The sequence below is a fragment of the Burkholderia stagnalis genome (assembly GCF_039848545.1).
Taxonomy (GTDB): Bacteria; Pseudomonadota; Gammaproteobacteria; order Burkholderiales; family Burkholderiaceae; genus Burkholderia; species Burkholderia stagnalis.
The window spans coordinates 16,045-30,477 of record NZ_CP156687.1 but is presented as its reverse complement, the minus strand read 5'-3'; the positions used below and the strand labels follow the sequence as shown (position 1 = coordinate 30,477).

At 66.5% G+C, this 14,433-nt stretch carries 15 protein-coding genes; 7 read left to right on the top strand and 8 right to left on the bottom strand.

What is annotated here, in order from left to right; translation table 11 throughout:
* Positions 1 to 267 precede the first annotated feature (267 nt).
* Complete coding sequence (locus ABFO07_RS30995; RefSeq protein WP_347469961.1) at positions 268 to 1,305, bottom strand: LysR family transcriptional regulator; 1,038 nt, start codon at positions 1,303 to 1,305, stop codon at positions 268 to 270.
* A gap of 82 nt (positions 1,306 to 1,387) precedes the next feature.
* The gene (locus ABFO07_RS30990; protein WP_347469846.1) at positions 1,388 to 2,131 is read right to left on the bottom strand and encodes an SDR family oxidoreductase; all 744 of its coding nucleotides are present in this window, start codon (positions 2,129 to 2,131) and stop codon (positions 1,388 to 1,390) included.
* A gap of 396 nt (positions 2,132 to 2,527) precedes the next feature.
* On the opposite strand from ABFO07_RS30990, the gene ABFO07_RS30985 reads away from it, so the two are divergent.
* From ABFO07_RS30985 to ABFO07_RS30960, 6 genes are all read left to right on the top strand, one after another.
* Entirely contained in the window at positions 2,528 to 3,007 is a 480-nt protein-coding gene (locus ABFO07_RS30985; RefSeq protein WP_059802631.1) for a carboxymuconolactone decarboxylase family protein, read from the top strand.
* Positions 3,008 to 3,011: 4 nt separating this feature from the next.
* Positions 3,012 to 3,416: a cupin domain-containing protein gene (locus ABFO07_RS30980; protein WP_059987066.1), complete on the top strand. Its 405-nt coding sequence runs from the start codon at positions 3,012 to 3,014 to the stop codon at positions 3,414 to 3,416.
* A 286-nt stretch (positions 3,417 to 3,702) separates the two neighbouring features.
* Positions 3,703 to 4,218, top strand: a complete 516-nt coding sequence (gene msrB / locus ABFO07_RS30975; protein ID WP_347469845.1) for a peptide-methionine (R)-S-oxide reductase MsrB — start codon at positions 3,703 to 3,705, stop codon at positions 4,216 to 4,218.
* A gap of 30 nt (positions 4,219 to 4,248) precedes the next feature.
* Positions 4,249 to 6,096: a cytochrome c biogenesis protein DipZ gene (locus ABFO07_RS30970; RefSeq protein WP_347469844.1), complete on the top strand. Its 1,848-nt coding sequence runs from the start codon at positions 4,249 to 4,251 to the stop codon at positions 6,094 to 6,096.
* 63 nt (positions 6,097 to 6,159) lie between these two features.
* A complete protein-coding gene (msrA, locus tag ABFO07_RS30965) occupies positions 6,160 to 6,903 on the top strand; it encodes a peptide-methionine (S)-S-oxide reductase MsrA (RefSeq protein ID WP_347469843.1) in 744 nt (247 codons plus the stop codon).
* 220 nt (positions 6,904 to 7,123) lie between these two features.
* A complete protein-coding gene (locus ABFO07_RS30960; protein WP_059558956.1) occupies positions 7,124 to 8,233 on the top strand; it encodes an aromatic ring-hydroxylating oxygenase subunit alpha in 1,110 nt (369 codons plus the stop codon).
* Between the two features lie 70 nt (positions 8,234 to 8,303).
* Here ABFO07_RS30960 and ABFO07_RS30955 read toward each other — a convergent pair whose 3' ends face one another.
* The 5 genes from ABFO07_RS30955 to ABFO07_RS30935 all read right to left on the bottom strand — a co-directional run bounded on the left by ABFO07_RS30955 (position 8,304) and on the right by ABFO07_RS30935 (position 12,717).
* Positions 8,304 to 8,693 (bottom strand): cytidine deaminase, encoded by a 390-nt coding sequence (locus ABFO07_RS30955; protein WP_124519123.1) that lies wholly within the window; start codon positions 8,691 to 8,693, stop codon positions 8,304 to 8,306.
* Between the two features lie 158 nt (positions 8,694 to 8,851).
* Positions 8,852 to 9,997 (bottom strand): homocitrate synthase/isopropylmalate synthase family protein, encoded by a 1,146-nt coding sequence (locus tag ABFO07_RS30950; RefSeq protein ID WP_059908923.1) that lies wholly within the window; start codon positions 9,995 to 9,997, stop codon positions 8,852 to 8,854.
* 94 nt (positions 9,998 to 10,091) lie between these two features.
* On the bottom strand, positions 10,092 to 10,949 hold the full coding sequence (locus ABFO07_RS30945) for a DMT family transporter (RefSeq protein ID WP_059962483.1): 858 nt from the start codon (positions 10,947 to 10,949) through the stop codon (positions 10,092 to 10,094).
* A 63-nt stretch (positions 10,950 to 11,012) separates the two neighbouring features.
* Positions 11,013 to 11,912, bottom strand: a complete 900-nt coding sequence (locus ABFO07_RS30940) for a 3-keto-5-aminohexanoate cleavage protein (protein ID WP_059802615.1) — start codon at positions 11,910 to 11,912, stop codon at positions 11,013 to 11,015.
* Positions 11,913 to 11,964: 52 nt separating this feature from the next.
* The gene (locus ABFO07_RS30935; protein ID WP_059558875.1) at positions 11,965 to 12,717 is read right to left on the bottom strand and encodes a hypothetical protein; all 753 of its coding nucleotides are present in this window, start codon (positions 12,715 to 12,717) and stop codon (positions 11,965 to 11,967) included.
* 128 nt (positions 12,718 to 12,845) lie between these two features.
* Here ABFO07_RS30935 and ABFO07_RS30930 point away from each other — a divergent pair, with 128 nt between their 5' ends.
* Complete coding sequence (locus tag ABFO07_RS30930; protein WP_081068415.1) at positions 12,846 to 13,274, top strand: 6,7-dimethyl-8-ribityllumazine synthase; 429 nt, start codon at positions 12,846 to 12,848, stop codon at positions 13,272 to 13,274.
* On the opposite strand, the gene aepX is transcribed toward ABFO07_RS30930, so the two are convergent.
* Positions 13,271 to 14,176: a phosphoenolpyruvate mutase gene (aepX, locus tag ABFO07_RS30925; RefSeq protein ID WP_059802613.1), complete on the bottom strand. Its 906-nt coding sequence runs from the start codon at positions 14,174 to 14,176 to the stop codon at positions 13,271 to 13,273. The genes ABFO07_RS30930 and aepX overlap by 4 nt on opposite strands.
* Positions 14,177 to 14,433 lie beyond the last annotated feature (257 nt).

Genomic DNA, 14,433 nt, shown 5'->3' with positions numbered 1-14,433 from the left:
TGATGTCGTTGTATGCCGCGGCGCTGTTCTGTTTCTGCTTGGCGCGGGCGCGGTGCGGGGCCGAGCGGGCCGGCGAGGCCGGCCGGCCCGGTGTGCACGCCCCGGATCAGTCTAGGAGCAAGCCCGATAACCTTCCAATGAAATATTGGATCGGGGTGATATCGATATCGGCATGCGTATCAACACCTATGCAACGCGCTCGTTGCGCGCCGGCGAGGGGATGACATGTCCGTCCGTGGCCCCTCGGTGCCTTCTTTCACGCGCGCATCACGCCGCCAGCCCCGCCGAGGAAGCATCCGTGAGGTCCGGGTCGAAGCGCGTCATGCAGTTCAGGTCGAGTGCGCGTATCCGTTCGGTCATGAAGTCGACGAAGATGCGAATGCGCGCCGGAAGATGTTGCCGGCTGAGATAGCAGATATAGTGGCCGCGGTCGTCCGGCGCATGCCTGGCCAGCGCGACGACGAGCTCGTTCGACGCGATATGGTCGCGAATCTGATAGCCCGCCATCTGCGCAATGCCCGATCCATTCAGAACCGCGCGCAACACCAGATCGGCATCGTTGAACGTGAGGCGCGACGTCGGCAGGTACTTTTGCACGCGGCCGTCGACATTGAACTCCCATTCGAATATACGACCGCTGGCAAAACGGAAATTGATGCACGCGTGCCGGCCCAGGTCCTCCACACTCTCCGGGAGGCCATGCCTGGCCACATACGACTGCGCCGCGCAAAGCGCCATCCGCATCGGAATCAGTTGCCGGGCAATGATGCTGGAGCCCTCGATGCGCCCATTGCGAAACGACACGTCGATTCGCTCCGACACCAGGTCGATCGGCCGATCGTCGAGCAGCAGATCGACGGCGATGTCGGGATAGGCCTGCGCAAACGTTTCCAGCAGCGGCGCAACGATTTTCCTGCCGAATCCCACCGCCGAGCTGATCCGGATGAGGCCGCGCAGCGGCCCCCGCCGCAGTTCCAGCATGTCGTTCATGGCTTCCACGATCTGTGCCACGCCCTGGTGGCAGTTCTCGAAGAATCGTTGGCCTTCGCGCGTCAGTTCGGTGGTGCGCGTGGTCCGCTGGAACAGCCGCGTACTCAACTGCGCCTCCAGCTTCTGAACGTTTCGGCTCACGGCCGGCCGGCCGACGCCGAGACGTTCGGCGGCCCTGGTAAAACTCCCTTCGCTCGCCACTGCAATGAATGCAACGATGCCCGCATAGCTCGCACCGAAGCTCGCCGACAGGGCATCGGCACGACCGGCCAGATCGCGACGAACGCCATGTTCCGATGGTTCCGATTGATTCAATTCCACTGCCCCTGACATGCCGCTCATCCCGATTGCCCGTCGCTGGCCTGCGCCGGCGAACCGCCGCACGCGCGAACGCGAATCAGCTTTTCGCGAGCCACTGGTCGAGACTGATGCGGCCGAGTCGCGCCGGCCCGAGCGGCACCAGCGATTTTTCCTCGACGCAGCCGCCGTAGTAGCGGGCGTCGTGATCGGTCACCACCGCGCGCGTGTCGCCGACCGAATTCAGATAGCGCGCGACGATCTCCGCGAACGGTGCGCGATCCGGGCCCGCGATCTCGATCGTGCCGTTCAGCGGCCCGGCGAGCGCGGTCTGCGCAATGAGCGCCGCGACGTCTTCCGCGGCGATCGGCTGAAACAGTCCGTCGCCGATGCGGACCGTGCCGCCTTGCGTGCCGAAATCCGCGATACCGCCGATGAACTCCATGAATTGCGTGGCGCGCACGATCGTGTACGGCACGCCCGCCGCTTCGATCGCCTGTTCCTGCGCGACCTTGGCCGCGAAATAGCCGTTCTCCGGCATCCGGTCGCAGCCGACGATCGACAGCGCGACGTGATGGCGCACGCCTGCGGCCACTTCGGCCTTGCCGAGATTGCGTGCCGACGTGCGGAAGAAGTCCAGCACCGCCTGCGGCTCCCATGACGGCGCATTCGCCACGTCCACGACGACGTCCGCGTCCGTCAATGCGTCGGTCAGGCCCTCGCCCGTGATGGTATTGACGCCGGTGCGCGGCGACGCGGCAAGCGCCTGATGGCCCGCTTCGCCGAGCAGCGTGACGACACGCGAGCCGATCAGGCCCGAACCGCCGATGACGACGATCTTCATCGCAAAATCTCCTGACGAAAGGATTTCATTGGAATGCATAACGCACGTGACGGGTGCCGTATCCGATGAAGGCGGTCATGACCATCGCATCGCGTGACGCCATTGTGGAAGAACCATGTCCTGTCCATCAGTGCCAAGAATCGTCGATCGGACTGATCCATGTCGCGTCTGTTCGCGTCACCCGCGAAATGTCGGCAAACGACGCACCGCCTCGATACGCAAGGTTCGAGAGCCGCACCTGACGGGCGATTGGTGCCGAAGCGGAAACAGAGTGCGCACGTGCCCGGCGCTACCGGCCCTCGGGGCGCGCGAATACGATGATTGCCAGGCAGTCCCGCGATGAATCGTCATGCGCAGGGCCGGTAGTACCGCTTCCACAGATCAGGAGAACGGATCATGACGCAACGTATCAACTACTTTCAGCAATCACCGGAACTGACCAAAAAACTCGTCGAGCTGGACGGGTTGATCCAAAAGACGACGATCGAGGCGCCGGTCCGCGAGCTCGTCGAGATTCGGGCCTCGCAGCTCAATGGCTGCGCATTCTGCGTCGACATGCACATCAAGATGGCGAAAATCCACGGCGAGCGCGAACTGCGCGTGCATCACGTCGCGATCTGGCGCGAGTCGACGCTGTTTTCGCCGCGCGAGCGCGCCGCGCTGGAATGGACCGACGCACTGACCCACCTCCCCTCCCATGGCGTGCCGGACGACCTCTACGAACGCGTGCATGCGCACTATTCCGAGAAGGAGCTGTCGGATCTCACCTTCCTCGTGGGCGCGATCAATAGCTGGAACCGGCTGAATGTCGCGTTCCGCATCGTGCCCGGCTCGTTCGACAAGATGTTCGGGCTCGACAAGGCCAATCTGGAGTAACGACATGAAACGCATCATGCTCGTTCTTGCGCTGCTGGTATCGTCGCTGCTGATGGTCGTCCAGCCGGCCACCGCCGCACCGCAAGCCAAGGTCACGCCGCTGACCACCGAGCCATTGCCCGAGTATCCGGGCAAGGAAGTCGAGATGATCGTCGTGGAGTATCCGCCGGGCAGCGTCGATCCCGTTCATCGTCACGACGCGCACGCATTCGTCTACGTGCTCGACGGCAGTATCGTGATGGGCCTGAACAACGGCAAGGAGGTCACGCTCCACGCCGGCGACACGTTCCACGAAGGCCCGGAAGACGTGCACACGGTCGGACGGAATGCCAGCCGCACAAAGCCGGCAAAGTTCGTCGTGTTGCTGATCAAGAACAAGGGTGCGCCGGTCCTCACGCCCGTGAAGTAGGCAATCGCTGTCGAGGCCCGGCAACGCCGGGCCGTCGCACGCCTGCGTGACACCGGGAACAGAAAAAAAACCAACAAGTCGCGGCTCGTGCCGGATTTCGACGAATGTCGGCAGACCATCGAACTTCCGCACACCCTTGCCAGCCGGGGCGTCGACAAATTTCATCGCACCTCGCCGCCCCACCCCGCCAAACATCACAAATCTTTTAACTTTCCGTGAGGACTTCGACACCGCACCGTTCCTACGATGGGCGCATGTTTCCAGGACCCGCCCCGAGGAGCCCATCATGCACACCCGCAGACGCTTTCTGTTTGCCGGCGCCACCGGTCTCGCCGCCCTTGCCGCGCTGACCTCGGCCGGCCGCCGCGCGCTGCTGCGCGAAGCCGTCGCCGCCCCCGCGGCCGCCGGCCTCGAAGTCACCCACACCGACGCCGAATGGCGCCGGCTGCTCACTCCCGCCCAGTACGAGATCCTGCGCGAGGCCGGCACCGAGCGGCCCTACAGCAGCCCGCTCAACACCGAGCACCGGCCCGGCACGTTCGCGTGCGCGGGCTGCCAGCTTGCGCTGTTCTCGTCGACGACCAAGTTCGACAGCCATACCGGCTGGCCGAGCTTCTGGGCGCCGCTCGACCATGCAGTCGTGACGAAGACCGACCTGTCGTTCGGGATGATGCGCACCGAAGTGCTGTGCCGCCGCTGCGGCGGCCATCTCGGCCACGTGTTCGACGACGGGCCGAAGCCGACCGGCCTGCGCTATTGCATGAACGGCCTCGCGCTGGTGTTCCACCCGGCCGCCACCTGATCCCGCCCCGACCTTTCCGGAGACCGCCCCATGCTGCTCATCGTCCTCGCCTATCTCGGCGGCGTGCTCACGATCCTGAGCCCGTGCATCCTGCCCGTGCTGCCGTTCGTGTTCGCCCGCGCCGACCAGCCGTTCCGCCGCTCCGGCCTGCCGCTGCTCGTCGGCATGGCGCTCACGTTCGCGGTCGTCGCGACGCTGGCCGCCGTCGGCGGCGGCTGGGCCGCGCAGGCCAATCAGGCCGGCCGCTGGGCTGCCCTCGCGCTGCTCGCCGTGTTCGGGCTGACGCTGCTGCTGCCGCGGCTCGCCGAGCACCTGACCCGCCCGCTCGTCGCCGCCGGCAACCGGCTCACCGGCCTCGCGCAGCGCGACGGCCGTCCGGCGGGCCCCGGCTCGTCGTTCGTGCTCGGCATCGCAACCGGCCTGCTGTGGGCGCCGTGCGCGGGCCCGATCCTCGGGCTCGTGCTGACCGGCGCCGCGCTGCGCGGCGCGAACGTCGGCACGACGCTGCTGCTCGTTGCGTACGCGGCCGGCGCGGCCACGTCGCTCGGCGTCGCGCTGCTGATCGGCGGCAAGGTGTTCGCCGCGATGAAGCGCTCGCTCGGCGCCGGCGAATGGATCAAGCGCGGGATCGGCGCGGCGCTGCTGGCCGGCGTCGTCGCGATCGCGCTCGGGCTCGATACGGGCGCCCTCGCGCAGCTGTCGACGGTGACCACCGGCGGCCTCGAGGCGAAGCTCGTCGACCGGCTCGGCGGGCGCTCGCAACCCGCGAAGGCGGCGGCCGGCACACCGGCGGACGCCGTGATGACCGCGGCCGGCGCACCGGCGCAACCGGACGGCGCAATGATGCGGGCCGCCGCCACGTCGCAGCCGCAGGCGATGCGCGCCGCCGCCCCCGCCGCGCTGCCGGTCGAAGGCACGCTGCCGTCGCTCGACGGCGCGGTGCAATGGCTGAATTCGCCCCCGCTCACCACCGCCGGCCTGCGCGGCAAGGTCGTGCTCGTCGACTTCTGGACCTATTCGTGCATCAACTGCCTGCGCACGCTGCCCTACATCAACGCGTGGGCACGCAAGTACGCACCGTACGGGCTCGTCGTGATCGGCGTGCACGCGCCGGAATTCGCGTTCGAGCGCGACATCGGCAACGTCCGCAAGGCCGTGCACGATCTCGGCATCGGCTACCCGGTCGCGATCGACAACAACTATGCGATCTGGCGCGCATTCGGCAACGAATACTGGCCGGCGCACTACTTCGTCGACGCGCAGGGCCGGATCCGCCGCCATCACTTCGGCGAAGGCGAATATGCGGAATCGGAGCGCGCGATCCAGGCGCTGCTCGCCGAGGCGGGCCACCCGGAAGCACTGAACGTGCCCGTCGGGCTCGCCGGCGCGCCCGCGCAAGGCGCGCAGGCCGCCGCCGACAGCGCGGCGGTGCGCTCGCCGGAAACCTACGTCGGCTATGCGCGCGCGGAGGATTTCAGCTCGCCCGGCGGCGTGGTGCGCGACGCCGCGCATCGCTACGACGCGCCGGCGCGGCCCGGCCTCAACGACTGGGGGCTCGCCGGCACGTGGCAGGTGGGCGCCGAGCACGCGGCGCTCGCGGCGCCGTCAGGCCGGATCGTCTACCGCTTCCATGCGCGCGACCTGCACCTCGTGCTCGGGCCCGACGCGAACGGCCGCCCGGTGCGCTTCCGCGTCACGCTCGACGGCGCGGCGCCCGGTGCGGCGCACGGCGCCGACGTGGATGCGCAAGGCTACGGCACCGTGACCGGCCAGCGGCTCTACCAGCTCGTGCGCCAGGCCGGCCCGATCGCGGACCGCACGTTCTCGATCGAGTTTCTCGACGCCGGCGTGCGCGCGTATGCGTTCACGTTCGGCTAAGCCCATGCCGCACGCCGGCCGACACCCGTTTTTCCTTCATCCGGATTCATGCAGGAGCACATCGTGAACACACTCTCATCGCAACACCCGCCGCGACGGCTCGGCCCGTTCGTCCGGCGTCATCTCGGCGTGCTCGCGCTCGCCGCCGCGGCCGCGTTCGGCTATCAGGGCATCGTCAACTCGGCCGAGCCGACCAAGGTCGTGCCGGCGCCCACGCTCGACGAAACGCCCGCTGCATCGCACAACGAGACGGCCGTGTTCGCGGGCGGCTGCTTCTGGGGCGTGCAGGGCGTGTTCGAGCACGTGAAGGGCGTGAAACAGGTCACGGCCGGCTACGCGGGCGGCATGGCCGCGACCGCGCATTACGCACTCGTCGGCACGGGGCTGACCGGCCATGCGGAATCGGTCAGCATCGTCTACGATCCCGCGCAGATCACCTATGGCCGGCTGCTGCAGATCTTCTTCTCGGTCGCGCACGATCCGACCGAGCTCAACCGCCAGGGGCCCGACGACGGCACGCAGTACCGGTCGGCGATCTTCCCGACCAACGCGCAGCAGCGCGCGATCGCGAACGCGTACATCGCGCAGCTCGGCAATGCGCACGCGTTCGCGTCGCCGATCGTCACGCGCGTCGAGACGTTCAACGGCTTCTATGCCGCCGAGACCTATCACCAGAACTATCTCGAACTGCACCCGGACGCGCCGTACATCGCGATCAACGACATGCCGAAAGTCGCGGGGCTGAAGCAGCTGTTCCCGTCGATCTACCGGCCCGACGCGGTGCTGTGGCGGCAGACGCGCCTGTGACACGCGCACCCGCGCCGCGCATCCCCGGGGCGATGCGCGGCGCGCGGATCGAGGCGCGCACAACGATCCGCGCGGCGCTCGCGTAGAGATCAACCCTAGCCATGCCGCCCAATGCGGCCTCCGACCCTCTCGGCGCGGCCAGTTTCGCGTAGACTGCATCAGATCCACCGTTCGCATTCGGCGACGGTTGCCGCTCCCGACCCGAAAGGAGGCGTCGCGCATGCGTGCAGTGCCTGTACTGGACACCCATTCCATCGATCCGCCCGCCAGCGCGCCCGCGCGCGACCTGCGGCGCGTGCCGATCCATCCCGATCACTGGTATCCGCTCGCGTGGTCGCGCGAGCTCAAGCGCGGCAAGACGCTCGGCGTGCGCTTCGCCGGCGATCCGATCGTGCTCGTGCGCACCGAGTCCGGCGCGGTGTTCGCGCTGGAAGACCGCTGCGCGCACCGGCAGGTGCCGCTGCACGCGGGCGTCGTGACCGGCGAATCGATCCGCTGCTGCTATCACGGCTGGACCTACGACTGCAGCGGGCGCTGCATCGACGTGCCGTACCTCGGGCGCGAGCGCCTGCCCAACGGCGTGCGCGCGTATCCGTGCCGCGAGGTGCGCGGGCTGATCTTCGTGTTTCCCGGCGACGCCGCGCTGGCCGACGCGCGGCCGCTGCCCGAGTTGCCGTCGGTCGCCGACAAGGCCTACAAGACGCGCCGCTTCGGCCGCGAGGTCAAATGCCACTACTCGTTCATGCACGAGAACCTGATGGACATGAACCACCAGTTCCTGCATCGGCGGCAGATGGGGCAGATGCGCGCACGCTCGCTGGGCCGCCGGCGCGGCGAGGACTGGGTGGAGGTGGACTACACGTTCAACCGGGAGGAAGGCAAGCAGCCCGTCGGCGAGGCGCTCGTGTTCGGCGCCAGCAAGAAGCCCGGCGACCAGGCCGACAAGAGCGTGATGACGGTGCGCACCGGCTATCCGTACCAGACGCTGCGGATCCGCTCGAGCGAAGGCACGCTGGTGATGGACCTGTGGATCGTCTACGTGCCGCTCGATGCGGCGCAGCGCACCAACCGCACGTTCGGCGTGCTGTCGATCCGCCGCCCGGGCGTGCCGTTCGCGCTGGATCTCGCGTGGCCGCTGCTCGTGTGGTTCACGGAGCGCATCTTCAAGGAAGACCGCTGGATCGTCGAGCGCGAGCAGGAGGCGCACGACGCGCAGGGCGCCGACTGGAACCACGAGGTGTTTCCGGTCATCAACGAACTGCGCGACCTGCTGCGCAGTTGCGGCGGGCGCACGGTCATTCCGATTCGCGAGGCAGGCGACAGCGCGTGATGCAGGCGGCGGCGCGCACGCGCGCCGCCGCTGTGTGCGTGCGCGGCGGCGGCAGCCGCCGCGCCGCCCGTTACAGCCGGAACGCGCCCGGCAGCAGCGCCTGCGCGGTCGTCACCTCGACCGCGCCTTTCAGGTTGCTCAGGATCACCTCGATGTCGGGCGTGCCGATCTCGACGATCACTTGCCGGCACGCGCCGCACGGCGCAATGGGCCCGTCCGTATCACCGACGACGGCCAGCCGCGCGAAATCGCCCGGACGATAGCCGGCCGCGATCGCGGCAAACATCGCCGTGCGTTCCGCGCAATTGCACAGCCCGTACGACGCGTTCTCGACGTTGCAGCCGTGAAAGATCGTGCCGTCGCGCGCCTGCAGCGCCGCGCCGACCTTGAAGCGCGAATACGGCGCATACGCGCGTTCGCGCGCGGCCTTTGCCTGCTCGATCAGTGCGTCTCGTTCCATGGCGACGATGCCTCGGGTGGGATGAATGGATGAATCGGCGGAACCGCGCCCCGATCGAAAACCGGCACGAGCCCGGGTGCCTATTATAAGAACAGGCCGGCACGCCGCGAGACCTCGCCGTCCCGCGGCGGCCCGATGCATCCCTGCGTTCGAACCGCTCAGGCGGGCTGCAGCGCCTGCGCCTGCCGCGCATGAACGAGATCGAACAGACGCAGCACCTCATCCTCGTCGAGACTGCGCTCGTATCGCATCGCACGCGTGCGGATGTCGCCGAGACAGGCCGACAGCTCGTCGTCGCTCGCGCGAATCCCCTGCTGCTCGAGCACGTAGGCAATCGATGCACGCCCCGAATGCTTGCCGATCACGATGCGGCGCTTGCCCCCGACGATTTCCGGCGAAAACGGCTCGAACGCACTGGTGTTCTGCAGCGTGCCGTTTGCATGAATACCCGATTCGTGCGCGAAGACGTTATGGCCGACCACCGGCTGCCACGGCGGGCACTCGGCGCGCGACGCGGCGCTGACCAGCTGGCTCAGGCCGATCAGCCGCGTCGTGTCGATGCCGAGATCCACCTGGTAGAGCTGCCGAAGCGCCATCACGACCTGTGCGAGATCCGGCATGCCGGCCCGTTCGCCGATGCCGTTGACGGTCACATGAAAGAACGTCGCCCCCGCGCGCAACCCCGCGAGCGTATTGGCGGTCGCGAGGCCGAAGTCGTTGTGCGCATGGCACTGCACCGCGATGCCCGAGGCCGCCTTCACGCGCCCGACGATGTGCCCGTACTGCTCCGGCGTCAGGATGCCGACCGTGTCCGACAGCCGGATCCGGTCCGCGCCGGCGGCCGCGACATGCGCCGCGTATTCCTCGACGAACCCGAGCTCCGAGCGGCCGACGTCCTCCGCGCTGATGGAGACGAACGCGCCGCGATCCTTCGCCAGCTTGACCAGGTCGGCGGCCGTGTTCAGCAGCCACGCGCGGTCTTTCTTGACGCTGTCGTTCAGGTGAATCGCCGATGTCGGCAAGCCGATGTGAATGGCTTCGAAACCCAGCGCGAGGGATTGCTCGACGTCGCTTTTCACCCCGCGGTTCCAGCCGACGAGGTTCGCTTCGTGCTTGCGTTCGAGCAGTTCCTCGATCGTCGCCAGCTCTTCGCCGCCCATTGCGGGAATGCCGACTTCCAGCCACTTCACGCCGGCCTCCAGCAGCGCTTCGAAGATCTCGATCTTTCGACGCCGCGAGAAGGCGACGCCGGGCGACTGCTCGCCGTCTCTCAACGTGGTGTCTTCCAGGATGACAGCCTGCATGATGGTTCTCCTTGGTCAAGCGTTCGAAGGCCCGGCGCCGCGTTGCGCACGCCGGGAGACAACTCGCGGACGACGACAGCCATGGCCCCGCACGTCATCGGGCCAGGCCGGACAGACTGATCAGAACGGCGCCGGCCGCGATGATCCCGCAGCCCGCCGAGCGCCTGATCGACAGACGCTCGCCGAGGCAGACCCGACCGATCAGTGCGGCGAACACGACGCTCGTTTCCCGCAGCGACGAAATCGGCCCCATCGGGCCGCGCTGCATGGCCCAGATGACAATGCCGTATGCCAGCGCGGCAAAGACGCCGCCGAAGCCGGCCTTGGCGAGTTCGGCGCGGCTTCCCGACAGGCGGATCGGCCCTTTCACGACACGGAAATACGCGGCCATCATCCATGCGGTCAGCATGAACATCCACGCGGTGTAGCCCGTCGCATCGCCGTTGTGCCGGACGCCGATGCCATCGACCACGCTGTACGCGGCGATCGTCGCGCCGGTCGCGAGCGCCGCCGGCAACGCTTTCGTCACGCGCTGCTGCGACACCTTCTCCCGGTCCAGCCCGATCGCCACGATGCCGGCCGAGATCATCAGCAGGCCGGCGACGGCGCCCGCGCCGAGCCGTTCGCCCGCGAACACGGCCGCCCCGAGCGTGACCAGCAGCGGCGAAGTGCCTCGCGCCACCGGGTAGGACACGCTCAGGTCGCCCTGGTGGTACGAGTGCACCAGCAGCAGGTTGTACAGCACATGCAGCACCGCCGACGCCACCACGCACGTCCAGCTCGCCGCCACCGGGAACGGGGCGAAAGGAATCAGGGCCGCGGCGAACAGCCCCATGGCGATACACAGCACGGTGGCCGACCAGAGCCGGTCGCCGCTGCTGCGCACCAGGGCATTCCACGACGCATGAAGCAGCGCCGCGCTCAGTACGGCAAAAAGAATCGGAATCGGCAAGCAGGTTTCTCCGTGACAGACGACAGGTGACAGATACGCATGAACGACGGCATGCTTGCCGCGTCAGGCCGCGAGCGCGCGAGGCTCGCCGATCCGCAGTTGTTCGCGGGCCTCTTCGGCGCTCGCCAGTTCGCCGCCGAGCTGCTCGACGATCCATTTCGCCTTGTCGACCAGCTCCGCGTTGCTCGCGGCAAGCTTGCCCTTCTCGATGTAGATCGTGTCTTCCATGCCGATCCGCACGTGGCCGCCCAGCACGAACGATTGAGCCAGCATCGGGAACGCATGGCGACCGATCGAGAAGCCGGTCCACTCGACGCCCGGCGGCAGCATCGAGCGCGCGAGCGTCATCGCCTCGGTCGTGGCGGGCATCCCGTACTTGATCCCGACGATGATGCTCGCGATGGCCGGCAATCGCAGCACGCCTTCGTCGAACAGGTCGCGCGCAAGATGCAGGTTGCCGATGTCGAACAGTTCGAGCTCCGGCACCGCGCCACACGCGTGGATCGCACGCGCGATGGCGCGGATCGTCGGCGGCGTGTTGATCACGACCTCGCTGCCGAAGAACATCGTGTCGAGATCGAGCGTCGCGATGTCCGGCCGCAGCGACGGCAAGTGCGCGACGCGCCGCTCGGGCGGCAACAGGTTGGTGCGTGGCCCGGCAACGGCCGGATCGACGTCGCCCGGCTGGAACCGGCCGCCCGGCCCCGTCGTGATATTGACGATCAGTGCCGGGTTCTTCTGGCGGATACGGTCCACCACTTCCTGGTAGTGCGCCAGTTCCATCGACGCGCGTCCCGTTTCCGGATCCCGCACATGCAGATGAACGATCGCCGCGCCTGCGTCGGCGGCCTCGAGCGATGCGTCGGCGATCTGCTTCGGGGTGATCGGCAGATGCGGGTTCTGTTCGAGCCGGGTCTGGCTGCCGGTGACTGCGCAAGTCAGAATGGTCCTGCGAGTGGCCATGTCGTGCTCCTCGAAATGGAAATGACGTTGCTGAATCGGGTGTGGCGATGCGTCATGCCGCCGCTTGCTCGAGCCGCTGCCGGTAGATGCGCGACATCCGGACGAGCCGGTCCGCGCCCGCCACCGCGACAGGCTCTGCGCGGTACCGCTTCAATGCACCCTTGAGCCGTGCGATCGAAAACACCGATGCGTCCGGCCATTCCGCTTCGTCGATTTCCGTGTGGCACGCGCCGATCTGCAGCCACGTGTGGCCATCGCCGCCCCCCACCAGCGGCAGTTCGAGCCGGGCAGCGAGCAATTCGTATTTTTCGCGGGAAGCGAGATCCTTGGCAGGCAGCTCGATCGCGGACAACTGCTTGCCGACCACCGGCAATTCGTCGATCCACTTCCGGCCGAAATACACGTGATGCGCGACCACCGCCGTCTCGCCGCCGCCCGCCTTCAGCACGTCGAGCAGCTCCGGCAGCGAATAGAAACCCTTCTGCCGTTCGAGCCGCCTCAGCACGTCCGGCGGAGCATGCACGCCGGCGTCGCCGCCGCCCCGCAGCGACACTTCCGCGCCCGAACTGAGCAGCAGCCCGCTCTCGAGCCGCAGCACCCCAGGCGCGAGCCGCTCGCCGCCGACGCGATTCGCGTCGAATACACCTTCCAGCAAATCCGGGTAATGTACGGCGTCGAGATGTTCGCAGATGCACAGCGCATCGAGCCCGTTGCGGCGCGCGGCGTCGAGCGTGAATCGAATCTCGTCCCAGTCCGGGCGGGCCGTCTTGCTGATCAGCAAATGGACATGTGTATCCAGTTTCATTTGATCGCTCCTGAAATGCCATTGATCGATGTTCCTGCAATGCGTTGCGGCGACACCGCGCGACCAGCGATCGCCCGGCGCCGGACTGCTTCCTTACTCCGCCGTTCTTTCCTCAAGAGGACAAACTCGTGCCACGAATAGCCGTTGTCTATGGTTCGTACCATCCCGAACTCGTCGCCCGCATGCTCGAAGCGGCTCGCCAGGAAGCCTCGGCGTCAGGCTGTACGATCGTCGCGGAACACGCCGTGCCCGGCGCGATGGAGCAGCCGCTCGCGGTGAAACGCCTGCTGACGGAAGACGATGTCGACGCGGTCGTGGCACTCGGCATCATCGAAAAGGGCGAAACGAGCCACGGCCTCGTGATGGCGCAGGCCGTGATCCGTTCGCTGATCGATTTGCAGCTGGCCACCATGAAGCCGGTCGGCGTCGGCATTCTCGGTCCCGACATTCACCCGAGCCAGATACCGCCGCGACTCGAGCCGTATGCCCGCGACGCGGTGCGCGCCGCGAAGACCATGCTCGACGGCGCACACCGCCCGGCTCGATCGGTCTTCTAGCCTGCGCCTGGAATCAGGCTCAGCACATCCTTGATCGGCAGCAGCGCGGGCTCGGCCTCGAGCGAGCGGCCATGCTCCAGGATGCTGCGCGCGACGCTTTCCATCGCCGGATACGCCGCGCGCAGCAACTGGTTCGCGTAGATCACGATGTTGAAACCGGCGGCGGCCAGATCGTCGTAGCGCACGCTGTTGAAGCTCGTCGGCACGCATACGAGCGGCGTGGTCGGGAAATTGCGCCGATAGTGCCGCGCGAACTCGAAAACCTCGTCGGCGCACGCGCGGCGGCTGTGAATCATGACGCCGTCCGCGCCGGCCTCTGAATAGGCGTACGCGCGCCGCAGCGCGTCGTCCATGCCCTTTTCCAGTATCAGGCTCTCGATTCTCGCGATAATCATGAAATCGCGATGGTTTTTCGCATCCGCCGCGATTTTCAGTTTTTCGGAAAACTCGCGAATATCGGCCTGCTCCTGGAATACGTCATTCCCGAACAGGGAATTCCGCTTGAGCCCGACCTTGTCTTCGATAATCAGCGCGGAAACGCCGGCCGCTTCAATCAACGGGACATTGAGCGCGAGATGCTCGGATTGACCGCCCGTATCGCCATCCATTACCAGCGGCAAATTCGTGTTCTCGAATATTTCGCCGATATTGGCCAGGCGGCTTCTCAAGTCGAGCAATTCGATATCCGGTTTGCCGCGCACCGTGGAGTCGGTGAGCGAACTCGACCAGAAGCCGTCGTATGTCAGCGCCTGCCCGCCGCTGTTCAGGCAAAGCGACTCGATGATCATTGCACTGATCGGACTGAAAGACTCCATCAATCGGATGCATTGCTTGCGATCGATGGCCTCGCGTAATGCGGACAATCGTGCGGCGTTGGCCAGACGCTTGGTGGGTCGACTCATGATCTCTGATTATTGGCAAGCGAACCGGATTCCCCAATCAGCGGAATCCCATATTTTGGAAATAATTCACGGCATCGAAATCAAACCGCCACTTCAATTTATTAATCAGACATATCGCTGTCAAGAAAATGACATGTGAAATTTGGCGATATGCATAGATGCCGGCGTGGATTTCAATATCCAGCTGAATATTTCAAAAATTACGCCCGTCTTTCGACTTCGAAAGAATCGTTCGATTCGCTCGTTATTCGAAGCCT

What these genes read in the sequence shown, in the direction of transcription:
- ABFO07_RS30970 (WP_347469844.1), top strand. Translation starts at nt 4,249, where the DNA reads ATGCTGCTCATCGTCCTCGCCTATCTCGGCGGCGTGCTCACGATCCTG.
- ABFO07_RS30935 (WP_059558875.1), bottom strand. Translation starts at nt 12,717, where the DNA reads ATGAAACTGGATACACATGTCCATTTGCTGATCAGCAAGACGGCCCGC.
- ABFO07_RS30955 (WP_124519123.1), bottom strand. Translation starts at nt 8,693, where the DNA reads ATGGAACGAGACGCACTGATCGAGCAGGCAAAGGCCGCGCGCGAACGC.
- aepX (WP_059802613.1), bottom strand. Translation starts at nt 14,176, where the DNA reads ATGAGTCGACCCACCAAGCGTCTGGCCAACGCCGCACGATTGTCCGCA.
- ABFO07_RS30980 (WP_059987066.1), top strand. Translation starts at nt 3,012, where the DNA reads ATGAAACGCATCATGCTCGTTCTTGCGCTGCTGGTATCGTCGCTGCTG.
- ABFO07_RS30985 (WP_059802631.1), top strand. Translation starts at nt 2,528, where the DNA reads ATGACGCAACGTATCAACTACTTTCAGCAATCACCGGAACTGACCAAA.
- ABFO07_RS30950 (WP_059908923.1), bottom strand. Translation starts at nt 9,997, where the DNA reads ATGCAGGCTGTCATCCTGGAAGACACCACGTTGAGAGACGGCGAGCAG.
- ABFO07_RS30990 (WP_347469846.1), bottom strand. Translation starts at nt 2,131, where the DNA reads ATGAAGATCGTCGTCATCGGCGGTTCGGGCCTGATCGGCTCGCGTGTC.
- ABFO07_RS30960 (WP_059558956.1), top strand. Translation starts at nt 7,124, where the DNA reads ATGCGTGCAGTGCCTGTACTGGACACCCATTCCATCGATCCGCCCGCC.
- ABFO07_RS30940 (WP_059802615.1), bottom strand. Translation starts at nt 11,912, where the DNA reads ATGGCCACTCGCAGGACCATTCTGACTTGCGCAGTCACCGGCAGCCAG.
- msrB (WP_347469845.1), top strand. Translation starts at nt 3,703, where the DNA reads ATGCACACCCGCAGACGCTTTCTGTTTGCCGGCGCCACCGGTCTCGCC.